Below are 13,058 nucleotides of genomic sequence, written 5' to 3'. Positions count from 1 at the left end.
GAGAATGGCTAAAGAGATTAAGAATAGAGAAGAAGCGAGAAAGCTTCTTGAGACAGGCTTAAATAAGCTTGCAGATACAGTCAAGGTGACGCTAGGACCAAAAGGAAGAAACGTCATCCTAGAAAAGAAATTTGGTTCACCTCTTATTACAAATGACGGTGTAACCATTGCAAAAGAAATTGAACTTGAAGATCCTTTTGAAAACATGGGTGCACAGCTCGTAAAAGAAGTTGCTACAAAGACAAACGACGTAGCAGGTGACGGTACGACAACAGCTACGATCCTTTCACAAGCTATCGTTCGTGAAGGACTTAAAAACGTCGCTGCAGGAGCGAACCCTGTACTCGTTAAAAAAGGTATCGAGATGGCTACAGAGAAAGTCGTAGAGGAATTAAAGAAGAATTCCGTAGCCATTCAAAAGAGCGAAGAGATCGCATCTGTTGGTGCAAATAGTGCCGCCGATGAAACGATCGGAAAACTCATCAGTGAAGCCATGGATAAAGTAGGTCGTGATGGCGTCATTACGGTCGAAGAATCAAAGACCATGGCTACTGAATTAGAGCTCGTTGAAGGTATGCAATTTGAACGTGGATACGTTTCTCCATACATGGTAGATGATACCGAAAAGAAGACATCAACCCTTTCAGAACCATTAGTACTCGTTACCGATAAGAAGCTCTCTACAAACCAAGAAATTCTTCCTCTTCTAGAACTCATCATGGAAAGCGGAAAGAAACTTTTAATCATCGCAGAGGATCTAGAGGGTGAAGCACTCACTACGATCGTTCTCAACAAACTTCGTGGAGCTTTCGACATTGTTGCTGTAAAGGCTCCTGGTTACGGCGATAGAAGAAAGGAAATGCTTCAGGATATTGCGATCCTAACAGGAGCAACCTACATTTCTAACGACCTAGGTCATGACCTTAAAGAAGTGACCCTCGACCAACTAGGAAGAGCAAAGAACGTAAAGGTAACGAAGGAAAATACCATCATCAGCGATGGACAAGGCGACAAGAATGCCATTGAAGCTAGAATTCAAGAGATCAAGACACAGATTGAAGAGACCACAAGTGACTTTGATAAAGAAAAGCTTCAAGAACGTCTAGCAAAACTTGCAGGGGGTGTTGCAGTCATTCGCGTAGGAGCTGCTACAGAAGTAGAGATGAAAGAAAAGAAGCTCCGCATCGAAGATGCTCTTAACGCAACGAGAGCCGCCGTAGAAGAAGGAATCTTAGCAGGCGGTGGAGTAGCTTACCTTAAGACGATCCCTGCTGTAAAGGCCTTTGCAGACACGCTAGAAGGTGACTACAAGACGGGTGCTAACATCATCCTTAAAGCGCTTGAAGAACCCTTCAGACAGATTATGCTAAACGCTGGACTAGAACCATCCGTTATCCTTGAAAACGTAAAACACGGAGAAGGAAACTACGGATTCAATGCATTAAAGAATGAATACCAAGACCTCTTTGAAGCAGGTATCGTAGACCCCACAAAGGTTACACGTTCTGCCATTCAAAATGCAGCGAGCATCAGCGCAATGTTCTTAACGACAGAAGCAGCAGTCGTAGAGATTCCAAAGGATGAACCGGCAATGCCTCCAATGGGTGGAATGCCTGGAATGATGTAAGATGAGGAGCCTAAGGGCTCCTTTTCTTGTATAATGAAAGAAAAAGCGAAGGAGGGAGACATGAATAGAGAAAAGACAAGAGAATACTATAAGGAGTTAAAACAAACAGAACTCTGCTCCTGTAACTACTGCAAGAATTACTACAAAGAGGTAGAAAAGACATATCCAGATCTAAAAGAGTATCTTAAGACACTTGGAATTTCGATCGAAAAGCCCTTTGAGACCATGCCACTAGAAGTGGATGAAAAGGGAGAGATCGAGTACATCAACATCCAGTACATAGTCTTAGGAAAGAAAGATGATTTTCATCCTACGAGGATCAAGGATGTAGAGGTAAAAATTGCAACGTCACATCCAAGTGTAGATATGAAAGAGGAGCACTTTGTCATCGAACTCGGGCCCATAAAACTAAGATGGGTTATGGGGAGGGAAGAATGAAGTACTACACGAAAGAATACAGAGAAGCACTTCATAATACAGAGCTCGTAGAGGGATTCGAAATTTTAGATGAGGAAAACGTTTCCATCAATACTCTTTACGAGAAGAGAGAAAGAGAATACATCGAAAGGGAAAGAGAACTCCATGATACGCCTCCAAAGAAGCCAGAGGATCTTTTCTCAGAATTATCCCTGGTCCTTGAAGATATTTTAGTCGTAGATCTCGATGAATCAGGGAATGAAGTGAATGCAAGGCACCCAGAAAGTATGGAAGAATGGGAAGCTTATAAAGAAGCGAGCTTTAAGAGAAGCCTTGAGGAATTCGAAAGAAGAGAGCCCTTTAACGAGAAAGAAGCGAGAGAGTGCTTTAAGATAAATTTTGATATCGCAGTGAGAGACAGATGGCAGATGCCTAAGTGGGTCTACGAAGAAGTAGATCCAAGACTCATCGCACTTTACTACATTCCGAAAGAGAAATATAATGAATTACGGAGCGTTAGCGAATATAACGAAAAGTACATCAAAGAGATCGACGAGAAAGCAGAAAAGGTCTTAAGCGAGCAGGAAATCCCAGAAGGCATACTAAGTCTTTTAGACCTACAGGATGCAAGTCTACTAAACATAGAAGAACATGAGGGCACCATAACCCTTGAGGTTCTCTATGAACCAGGTTCAAGTCGTGTAGGAAAGTGTAGACTTATCTTTAAAGACGCAGAGTTTTTAGAAAACGAGATCGATAAAATTTCCGTCGATGAGGAGGGAAATTCAAACACCTACTTCATCAATCAAGAAATCTATTCCTTAGGTGACTCTTATGAATTCCACTTTCTACTAGACTCCTACGAAGACGATAGGATAGAAGAAAAATACTTGACGATTAAAGCAAAGAACCTTGAGACAATCTGTCTAGAAGGGAATGACAAAAATTTATGTTAGACAACAAAGGATTTGACTTATGGGCAGAGGGATACGATAAAAGTGTTGGATTATCAGATGATGACAACACGTATCCTTTTGCAGGATACAAACGAATACTCGGTGAGATCTACAAGAGAGTATTAACCTCTAAGAGTATAACGATCCTAGATATCGGCTTTGGAACGGGAACACTTACGACGCGTCTCTATGACCAAGGTCTAGACGTCTACGGGCAAGATTTCTCAGAAGAGATGATTCGCATCGCAAAGGAGAAAATGCCAAAGGCAACCCTCTATGCAGGCGATTTTTCCAAGGGACTTGTAGAACCACTCAAAGAGAAAAAGTACGATGCCATCATAGCAACCTACTCCCTCCACCATCTAACGGATGAAGAGAAGGTTTCTTTCATCGAAACACTCATGTCCTTATTAACTGAGGATGGAGTCATTTACATCGGTGATGTGGCATTCCAAACAAGACATGACCTAGAAAAGTGTAAGAGTGATGACGATGGAGAATGGGATGAGGATGAGTTCTACTTCGTTTACGAAGAACTAAAAGAGCACATATCCTCACTAAAATTTGAACCGTATTCCCACTTAGCAGGTCTACTTACTGTTCGAAAGGAAATAAATGAATAACAAAGAAGAACTAACACTTTATGTACCAAGGTTAGATGAACTTTGGTTTTATCAAAAACTACTATCAGATCCAGATACGATGAGCTACAACGCAAAGTGGTTTCCACCAGACGGATGCATCGAGTTCCCTGAAGAAGAGTGGGAATGTTTTCATAAAGGTTGGGTGGTGAATCAGGAACCAAAGAGGTTCTATGCCTACATCCAAAGAATGAGTGACGGCGCATTCGTAGGTGACGTGAATTTCCACTACACTAAGGAAAATAACTGGTGGGATATGGGAATCCTCATACTCGCTAGTGAAAGAGGAAAGGGATACTCTAAAGGAGGCTTAAAGCTACTTCTTGAGAGAGCCTTTGTCCACAGCGAAGTAAAGTTACTCCATAACTACTTTGAGAAAACGAGAGAAGTAGCGTACAAAATTCATAAAGATCTAGGCTTCAAGGAAGTGGATCAAGGTGATGAGTGCTATCATCTATTTTTAAGTAGAGAAGACTACTTGAAGAATCGTAGATAATTTAGACATAGAGATAGACTAAAGCAGTTAATAAGACCTCTAAATGGAAAGACAAAGAATCATAGTGCTTTCAAAGTTTAGGGGGCTTTTTTTTGTGCTAATAAAGGTGTCCAAAATCTTCCTTTATCTAAAGGTTCTTTTCACTGGTAGCGAGACGTTTGTTTCCACTGCCCACAAAGGCATATTCGCCTTTGGTTTTACGCTGATGTCGCCATTCGGCCAGCGTGTAGTTCGGAATTCCCTGTCGTTCAAGAGCTTTTAACACCTATCTCGTCAGAAAGCTCTATGGCTTCTAGTTTAAATGAGTTGTCGTAACGCATGATCTCACCAATCCTTTCATAGATATACTACCATGATGATTTGGTGAGTTTAAAGACTCTACTTAAATGATAAAGCTCCACATGATCATATCCTTCACAAAAAACTAGCCAATCCTTTCTAGGGATTAGCCAGTTCAAAGCACTATTTATTCATCTGGTCTTCTCGGGGTTACTCTAGCTGTATCGTCGATGGATCTTCTATAATGAGGGGGAGGATATCGAGACTCACGGGTTTACCGGATTCAACCAACCTCTTAGCTATTTCATTGGTTTTAAAGAATTGTTCAAGCTTTTTAGGATCGATTTTTTGATCCTTTTTCAAAAGGAGCACTGTTTTGTTTTCTTTTTCATCAATTCCCCCAAAATTTCCATTAAACGTTGTTGCTAGCTCCTTACCAAGACTCAATAGCTCATTGTAGGAGTATGTCTGCTTTTCAAAAACGATATTTGGAGACTTCGAAGCAGCCTTTTTATACCATTCGATGTTATCAAAACTCGTTAGCCCAACATGAAACTTTTGATCCTTATCGGAATAGTAACCGCCCGCAAAGTCATCAGGGTAAATATCTTCGCCACTACTGTTTTTCTCAAAGTGATTGTAAAAATCTAATGTATCCTTGTAAGCTGGAGCCTGTTCTTTTTCCAGTTCATCAGCTGACTTGGTCATCGGTGAACCCTTTGTTTGACAGCTACTAAGAATAAAGAGTAATACAAATAAAATCAATAACCAACTATTTCTTTTCATATGAACCTCCTAGTGAAGTCTCTTGTGACTCAAATATTATTTTTCTATCTGCTGGGATTCACTAACACTTTAAAACTAGTGGGGAGCACATCTGTTGGTGTAAAATAAACGTATCGCACTCCGTTAGAGATATCTGAAGCGCTATGGATACCCACAAAAACTCGCGGACCACCAGTAGAGAGGGAGGTGTGATAAGGGCCACCACTATCTCCCTTTGTAGAAGTACCACTAAGCACTTTTGCTTTATATATCGTGCCAGGCGTCGCCCGAACCACTTCAACGAGTGCCTCGCCAGAAACATAGCCATATTTACGTAATTTATAACCCATTTTAACTAAAGCAGTATCCGAAATAGTTACCGTGCCTGTTGTGCTGGTTTGGGATAAAACCTTTGCAGATATTGGATACGCTCTTGTAGTCAGGTAAACAATCCCATAATCTTTTCCAATACTGGTATTGTTAACAGATTCAACAAATTGACCAATCTTTGTGCCATTAAAGGTCACTGATTGTTTTGGCGTTCCACAATGACCTGCTGTGAGAATTGCCTCTTTGCCGTTCCAATATCCACAGATTCCAAGGGTACAACTCAGTGATGCGTCGGGATTTACTATATTTTGCCCTCCCATTAGCGATGTTTCCTGCTCAATCTCGGAGTAATCTTCTAAAAGTACTGGGAGTTTTAAAATAGCTTGGTCTAATTCCTTAACTTCCATTAGTGCTGCCTTCAATTGTGCGTTTGATATTGATGATATCGATTTGATCGTCTTAGGCGCACTAGAAGGTTTTTTTGCAAAAACAGCTAAATTCTCTTTTTCATCTATCCCATGGAACTCGTAACCTGAATCTACTGCAGGTATCTCTTTCCCAAGAGAAAGTAAATCGTTATAGGAATTATTACCTAATTCAAAAGCAATGTATTCACTATTCGCCATGTTTTTATAATGGTTCAAATTGTCGAAATTTAATAATTTGATATGGAATTTTTTGTCCTCAGGAGAATAGTATCCGCCACAATAGTCATCGGGGTATATTTCTAAACCGTTTGAATCTTTGTCAAATTTCTCATAGAACGCAATAGTAGCTCGATAGGCAGGTTGTTGGTCGATCAATGCCTGTTCTATTTCTGCTAGGTGAGTCTGATTCATTTCATCAGAATTATACGCAAAGGAAGGAAAAGTGAGCATTGCCAACAGTAAGAACAGCGCAGTGACTTTTTTCATTCTAATCTCCTTTTTTCAAAACGTGTCTTGTTACGCGACAAAAAGATTTGAGAGGCAGGGTAGATTCCTACAATTATCTCCAATCCATTTTTAAATTTATAAATTTTAAGAATCTACAGTTGTAAGCACACACATACTCAAAGTTACTTTTCAATGAAAGACATCCAACCGTTTCATAAGAGTTCCTAATAGTAGATTACCCATTGAACTAGGAACGAAACAAAAGTACGTTCTTTTAAAGTAATATTCCATTAAATACTGATTTTCAATGATCTATGAACGTGAATGTAAGAACTTTTAAAAAGATACTGACCGCTTTCCACTTAAAATCGAGTGCCTTTACAGGCACGGGGCTTGAATCTATCGCTTCCGTAAAAAAAAATCCTGTTCTTCAGGACTTTTTTTCATTATTTTTCTAACTTTTCATTTCCCTTTAGATACTTAAATCCTAAGTAAACGATCATAAAATAGGCTACCGTCTTTGGCATCATAAGTGCTCCTACAACGGGATATTTTTGACTCCAGAGTACGACGGGGACATAGAACAAGAAGCTAAGAAGAATGAGCCACCACATGTGATGAAGTCCTTCTTTTGTACGTTCTTTATAGCTCCAGATGATGAGTAGGATTCCTAGGAGTAAGAAGGGGATGTTTCTGTAGATTCCATGCATGTAATCGCCAGGCATCTGTCCCCACTTGTTTCCGGTGTTTTGCGTTCATCTAACATCAATGAAGATGTTTTTGAAATACATGAAGATGATGTATTTGTTGACGAGGGAGCAGTTAATATCCCTTATATAAGGAATGGGGATATTCTTATAACTTCAGCAAATGGCTCAAGCAGATTGGTAGGGAAGAATGCGATAGTTCGTGATATTCCTGATAATTCCGTAGTTCATGGCGGTTTCATGTTACTTGCTTCTTCTGATGAACCGGAATTTGTAAATGCACTAATGAGTTCTCTATGGTATATAAAATTTATCAATGTGTATGTTGCAGGTGGAAATGGTGCAATAGGAAACCTTAATAAAAATGATTTAGATGAGCAAATAGTATTAATACCATCAAATAGCGAACGGGAAAAGATAGGAACATATTTTTCACACCTCGACAAACTCATCACCCTTCATCAGCGTAAGCGAAATTTTCTAGTTCAAACTTGATAAAGAACGCATTACCAAATCAACATCCTTGTTCTCGAGTTCTTTGATAATGTGAAGATATGTTTTTTGGGTCGTAGTCATACTTGAGTGACCTAATCTTTGAGCTACACTCGCTATTGATACTCCAGCAAATAGAAGAAGAGAAGCGTGTGTATGTCTAAGTCCGTGGATCGAGATGACAGGTATATTGGTATTTTTACAATGTCTAGACAGAATATCGTTTAATGTAGAGTTATAAACTTTTCCGGAAATGAAAATGGGCTCGTCTTTCGGGAGATCCTTTGTCAATGTCGAGAACTGGATGATCAATTGCCAGTCAAGTTGTATTTTTCTTACTGACGACTGATTCTTAGTGGGCATGAAGCCAGAGTTACTTTTGTAATCCCATGTTTTATTAACTGATAAAGATTGCTTAGAAAAATCGAAGTCATTTGGTGTAATAGCTAATGCCTCTGAAAACCGCATTCCCGTTTTGGCAACCAATAAAATAAACCAATCCCAGTTAAGCTCTTGACCTAAGTCAAGGTCTGATAGGAGCTTGTGTAATTCAAACTGATTTAAGTATTTTAGCTTCTTCTCTCGGGGCTGTTTTCCTTTAATAATAGCTTTTCTTGTAGGATCTCTTTCTATTAAACCTTCATCTACTGCATCTAAGATTGCTCCCTTTAATTGGTGATGGAAGTCCATTGTCGTCTGTCTTTCGTGTAACTGGGCATAGTCATTAAGTAGTCTTTGGTACGTAATTCGTGATAGTTCGCAAATCTTTAAATCTGGAGCTAATTGCTTGATCCAAGAGTGAGTCAATATGTATTTGTTCATTGTGACTTTTCTTATCGCCCCTTCCTTATAGACAGAGATCCATTGAGCGTAATACTCATAAAATAAATCGTTTCTTGTTATGTTTTTTAGCATTTATTTCCTTCCTATTCATTTAAGATACGCTTACGCTGATGAAGGGTGATAAGGTGGTCGAGGTACTTGAAATACAAGCCGATTTTCTTTTGTTCCTCAATAGCTGGCACTCCATATACTTCTTCACCATAGTCCTTAAAATAAATATGTGGAATTGTTGAACCGGATGTTTTAGTACTCCAATCTATTCTATTCAATGTGGCATATATAAAATCCAAGTCACTGTTATTAACAGTTAATGCCCCCATAGTACCTATAAATGCAGTGTTTTTGGATAATTTTCTCGTTCTTCCAACTCCTGCACCATCCTTGATAATCGTGATATAATCTTCATCTATAACAAAATTATCAGTCTTGCCTATAATTTGATTAGCATCATATAAATCATATTTCCCCTCTTCTTTACAATCTTTAATTGTAAGAGAGGATGACTTATACTCAGCAAAATCTTTCAACTTACGCTGTTCCCAAGTAATATCTTGAACCACTTATTTCAGCATTTTTAGTGCACCAGTTGATTTCTAAGTTAGAAATTTTATAAAAATGTACTTTAAGTTATTAATCTTGTTAGTTGGGTGCTTTTCGACCATAATATAGGTACTCATGCTTGATCAGAGTGAGAGTGAAAACAAGAGGCCTTCATTTGATTTACATTGATTCTTCTCTCTCTGATGCTCACTCCAAGTCTAACATGATCCTTTTTATTTTGATTTCTAAGCCTATTTTTCGAAATGGGCTTTAACTGTCTAAAATAGCAATATCTAGCTTAAGGAGACCATTCTATGAATAAGCAACAGTTAGCCGCAAAAATTTGGGAATCTGCTAATCAGATGCGATCTAAGATCGAAGCAAACGAATATAAAGACTACATCTTAGGCTTTATATTCTATAAGTTCCTTTCCGAGAAGGAAGTAAAGTACTTAAAACAAAATGATTGGACAGATGAGTATTTGCCTGACCTTGTGGAAGAGGATACTGAAACACGCACGAGTATTCAGAAAAACCTAGGTTACTTCATTGCTTATGAAAACTTGTTCTCCACATGGCTAGATAAGGGATCTGATTTTAATGTCCAGGATGTTCATGATGCCCTTTCTGCCTTTAGTCGACTCATTAACCCTACCCATAAGAAAGTGTTTGAGGGTATTTTTGAGACGCTTCAAACGGGATTAAGTAAACTAGGAGATAGCGCTGCTTCGCAATCAAAATCTATTAGAGATCTCATTTATCTAATCAAAGACATTCCAATGGATGGAAAACAAGGGTATGACGTGTTGGGATTTGTCTATGAGTATTTGATCGAGAAATTCGCTGCCAACGCTGGAAAAAAAGCAGGCGAATTCTATACACCTCACGAAGTATCTCTATTAATGTCTGAAATTGTTGCGGAACACTTAAAGAATGAAGATAAGATTGAAATCTTCGACCCGACCAGTGGTAGTGCATCTCTTCTTATTAACATTGGTAAGAGTGTTTCAAAGTACATCTCGGGTGAAAATAAGATTAAGTACTATGCCCAAGAACTTAAGCAAAACACTTATAACCTCACACGCATGAATTTAGTAATGCGCGGTATTGAAGCTGATAATATTGTCACACGAAACGGCGATACATTAGAAGATGACTGGCCTTACTTTGAGGAAAACGATCCAACAGGAACCTATAATCCTCTTTACGTAGATGCCGTTGTATCTAATCCACCCTATTCTCAAGCATGGAATCCAGAAGGTAAAGAAACAGATCCGCGTTATGCAGAGTATGGACTTGCACCAAAAGGAAAGGCTGACTATGCCTTTTTACTCCATGACCTCTACCACATAAAACCTAATGGGATTATGAATATTGTTCTCCCACATGGGGTTCTATTCCGTGGGGGTGAAGAAGGTGCTATTCGAAAGAACTTAATTGAGAAGAATAAGATTGATGCCATCATTGGACTTCCTGCAAATATTTTCTATGGAACAGGCATTCCAACCATTATCATGGTTTTAAAGCAAAAGAGAACAAACACAGATGTTTTAATCATCGATGCTTCTAAAGGCTTTGTTAAGGAAGGCAAGAACAACAAATTACGTGCCTGCGACATTAAGAAAATTGTTGATACGGTAGTACGCAGAGAAAGCATCGAGAAGTTCTCTAAAGTTGTATCTAGAGATGAGATTAGAAGTAACGATTACAACCTAAATATCCCAAGATACGTAGATTCTTCTGAGAAGGAAGAGTCTTGGGACATCTATTCCTTGATGTTTGGGGGAATTCCAGCTTCTGAAATAAATGAATGGAGTGAGTATTGGAGTGCGTTCCCAACACTAAAAGAAGCCCTATTTGAATCAACATCATCAGAACACTTTAGACTTGCTGTTGAAGATGTAAAGAAAGCCGTTAAAGAGCATTCGGATATTAAGCACTTTGAAAACAACTTCAAGGAAGCTTTTAATGACTTTGACAAGTACTTACAAGAAGAATTAATTGAAAAGCTAGAATCCATCAATATCTATAAAACTGAAGAGATCCTAGCTGAAAACATTTTCAATAGACTATCCAACATTCCACTAATCGATGAGTACGAAGCGTACCAATACTTAGACGATGATTGGAGCAACATAGCTAACGACCTTGAAATCATTCAGACTGAAGGCTTTGATAGTACAAAGGTAGTTGATCCAGCCATGGTCATAAAGAAAAAAGATGGCAAGGATCAAGAGGTTCAAGAGGGATGGAAAGGAAGAGTACTTCCATTCGAACTCGTACAAGATAGATATCTAATTCAAGAAAAGACTCAGATTAATGAAAAAGAAAATAGGCTTTCTGAAATTACTGCCGAGTATGAAGAGCTCTTTGAATCACTTTCTGAGGAGGAAAGAGAAGCAGATTTCGCAAGTGAAGAAGGCTTTGTTTTCGCTGCGATTAAAAAAGCTTTGAAAGATGAAAATCTAGAGGATGAGACTAGAGAGAAACTACAAAAGGTTTCAAAGCTTAACGATGAAGAGAAGAAATTAAAGAAGGAAATCAAAGAAAAGACAGATGCGATCCATCTTAAGACTAAAGAAACGATTGAGAATCTGTCAGATGTAGAGGTTATAAAACTGTTAGAGGGCAAGTGGATTGATCCGCTCGTTCAGAATCTGATGACGTTACCAGAAAGAATCGTATCTGAACTGTCTTCTAAGATCGATAAGCTTGTGAAAAAGTATGAAAGTACTTTATCTGAAGTAGAGACTGAGTTAGAAGAGACTGAGAAGACTCTTTCATCCATGATAGATGATTTAGTGGGTAATGAATTTGACATGCAAGGACTAAAAGAGTTCAAGAAGCTTCTTGGAGGTGAATAAAATGGCGGAAAAGGCTAATAAACCAGCCATTCGATTCGCTGGATTTACTGAAGCTTGGGAACAGCGTAAGCTCAGAGAAATGGCTTCTTTGATTACGAAAGGAACTACACCATTGGATAAATCCAATACAGGTAACGTGAATTTCGTAAAGATTGAAAGCATTGACGAAGTTTCTGGCGAAATAACGATTACGCAGAAAATAACCAGCGAAGAACATGAAGGATACTTGCGGCGTTCGCAGCTAAAGGAAAATGATATTCTTTTTTCCATCGCTGGAACATTGGGCCGTGTAACCTCAGTAAAATCAAGCATTTTACCAGCCAATACTAATCAGGCGTTGGCCATTATTAGACTGAAGACAGGTGATCTTCAGTACGTAAAAACATATCTCAAAGGTAAGGCTGTATCTGATTATATTAAGAAAAATCCTACCATCGGTGCACAACCTAATTTGTCTCTTGAGCAGGTAGGTGATCTTGAGATAGCTCTTCCGACGCTTGACGAACAGCGTCGAATCGGAGCATACTTCCATCAACTTGATGATCTTATCACCCTTCATCAGCGTAAGTATGACACATTAGTCAGTGTGAAAAAATCCATGCTTGAAAAAATGTTTCCGAAAAATGGTAGCAGAGTGCCAGAAATTCGTTTCAAGGGATTTACTGAAGCTTGGGAACAGCGTAAGTTGGAAACTTTGGCAGAATTTAATCCAAAATCAGAATTGCCAGATGTTTTTGAATATGTCGATTTGGAATCTGTTGTAGGGACTGAAATGGCTTCCCACAGAGAAGAGAATAAGTCATCTGCACCTAGCAGAGCCCAACGACTAGCAAAACATGGAGATTTATTTTATCAAACGGTTAGACCCTATCAACGAAACAATTTTCTCTTTGAAAAAAGGGACAACAACTACGTTTTCTCAACAGGCTATGCTCAATTGCGTCCCCACTGTGATAGTTACTTTTTACTTTGTTTGGTACAAAATGACCTATTTGTGAAGAACGTTTTGGACCGATGTACCGGAACAAGTTATCCAGCTATCAACTCTAATGATTTAGCGAAAATGGATATGAATGTTCCAAGAAAAATAATTGAGCAACAGCAAATAGGAATTTTTTTTCGTAGTCTTGATATCACTATCACCCTTCATCAGCGTAAGCTCCAGAAGCTTAAAAATATCAAAAAAGCCTGCCTAGAAAAGATGTTTGTTTAGGCTTATTAACCGG

At 38.8% G+C, this 13,058-nt stretch carries 13 protein-coding genes; 8 read left to right on the top strand and 5 right to left on the bottom strand.

Translation table 11 applies throughout. The features are described from left to right. The first annotated feature begins 4 nt into the window (after positions 1–4). From groL to ACUB3H_RS08080, 5 genes are read left to right on the top strand one after another with little or no spacing between them, the layout of a single operon-like run. Positions 5–1,627 carry a chaperonin GroEL gene (gene groL, locus ACUB3H_RS08100; RefSeq protein ID WP_459130172.1) on the top strand — a complete coding sequence of 541 codons (1,623 nt, stop codon included), beginning with the start codon at positions 5–7 and terminating at the stop codon, positions 1,625–1,627. Positions 1,628–1,687: 60 nt separating this feature from the next. Continuing rightward, positions 1,688–2,065: a hypothetical protein gene (locus ACUB3H_RS08095; RefSeq protein WP_459130171.1), complete on the top strand. Its 378-nt coding sequence runs from the start codon at positions 1,688–1,690 to the stop codon at positions 2,063–2,065. Next, positions 2,062–3,000: a hypothetical protein gene (locus ACUB3H_RS08090; RefSeq protein ID WP_459130170.1), complete on the top strand. Its 939-nt coding sequence runs from the start codon at positions 2,062–2,064 to the stop codon at positions 2,998–3,000. The genes ACUB3H_RS08095 and ACUB3H_RS08090 overlap by 4 nt, the downstream gene beginning before the upstream one ends. Then, on the top strand, positions 2,994–3,623 hold the full coding sequence (locus ACUB3H_RS08085) for a class I SAM-dependent methyltransferase (protein WP_459130169.1): 630 nt from the start codon (positions 2,994–2,996) through the stop codon (positions 3,621–3,623). Before ACUB3H_RS08090 ends, ACUB3H_RS08085 begins: the two co-directional genes overlap by 7 nt. Further along, a complete protein-coding gene (locus tag ACUB3H_RS08080; RefSeq protein WP_459130168.1) occupies positions 3,616–4,137 on the top strand; it encodes a GNAT family N-acetyltransferase in 522 nt (173 codons plus the stop codon). The genes ACUB3H_RS08085 and ACUB3H_RS08080 overlap by 8 nt, the downstream gene beginning before the upstream one ends. A 489-nt stretch (positions 4,138–4,626) precedes the next feature. On the opposite strand, the gene ACUB3H_RS08075 is transcribed toward ACUB3H_RS08080, so the two are convergent. The 3 genes from ACUB3H_RS08075 to ACUB3H_RS08065 all read right to left on the bottom strand — a co-directional run bounded on the left by ACUB3H_RS08075 (position 4,627) and on the right by ACUB3H_RS08065 (position 7,096). Then, positions 4,627–5,202, bottom strand: a complete 576-nt coding sequence (locus tag ACUB3H_RS08075) for a hypothetical protein (RefSeq protein ID WP_459130167.1) — start codon at positions 5,200–5,202, stop codon at positions 4,627–4,629. A 44-nt stretch (positions 5,203–5,246) separates the two neighbouring features. Further along, the gene (locus tag ACUB3H_RS08070) at positions 5,247–6,425 is read right to left on the bottom strand and encodes a chymotrypsin family serine protease (protein ID WP_459130166.1); all 1,179 of its coding nucleotides are present in this window, start codon (positions 6,423–6,425) and stop codon (positions 5,247–5,249) included. 407 nt (positions 6,426–6,832) lie between these two features. Continuing rightward, positions 6,833–7,096, bottom strand: coding sequence for a hypothetical protein (locus tag ACUB3H_RS08065; RefSeq protein WP_459130165.1), 264 nt, complete (start codon positions 7,094–7,096; stop codon positions 6,833–6,835). Here ACUB3H_RS08065 and ACUB3H_RS08060 point away from each other — a divergent pair. After that, positions 7,091–7,588, top strand: a complete 498-nt coding sequence (locus ACUB3H_RS08060; protein WP_459130164.1) for a restriction endonuclease subunit S — start codon at positions 7,091–7,093, stop codon at positions 7,586–7,588. The two genes, ACUB3H_RS08065 and ACUB3H_RS08060, sit on opposite strands and share 6 nt — an antisense overlap. Here the strand turns inward: ACUB3H_RS08060 and ACUB3H_RS08055 are convergent. Together ACUB3H_RS08055 and ACUB3H_RS08050 are read right to left on the bottom strand one after the other, a co-directional pair. Further along, complete coding sequence (locus tag ACUB3H_RS08055; RefSeq protein WP_459130163.1) at positions 7,574–8,500, bottom strand: site-specific integrase; 927 nt, start codon at positions 8,498–8,500, stop codon at positions 7,574–7,576. The genes ACUB3H_RS08060 and ACUB3H_RS08055 overlap by 15 nt on opposite strands. Before the next feature lie 11 nt (positions 8,501–8,511). Further along, positions 8,512–8,988, bottom strand: coding sequence for a restriction endonuclease subunit S (locus ACUB3H_RS08050; RefSeq protein ID WP_459130162.1), 477 nt, complete (start codon positions 8,986–8,988; stop codon positions 8,512–8,514). A gap of 294 nt (positions 8,989–9,282) precedes the next feature. Here ACUB3H_RS08050 and ACUB3H_RS08045 point away from each other — a divergent pair, with 294 nt between their 5' ends. After that, the gene (locus tag ACUB3H_RS08045) at positions 9,283–11,832 is read left to right on the top strand and encodes a type I restriction-modification system subunit M (RefSeq protein WP_459130161.1); all 2,550 of its coding nucleotides are present in this window, start codon (positions 9,283–9,285) and stop codon (positions 11,830–11,832) included. 1 nt (position 11,833) lies between these two features. Further along, on the top strand, positions 11,834–13,045 hold the full coding sequence (locus ACUB3H_RS08040; protein WP_459130160.1) for a restriction endonuclease subunit S: 1,212 nt from the start codon (positions 11,834–11,836) through the stop codon (positions 13,043–13,045). Positions 13,046–13,058 lie beyond the last annotated feature (13 nt).

Source organism: Guggenheimella bovis (genome assembly GCF_054492335.1).
This window is presented reverse-complemented; position numbering and strand designations above follow the sequence as displayed.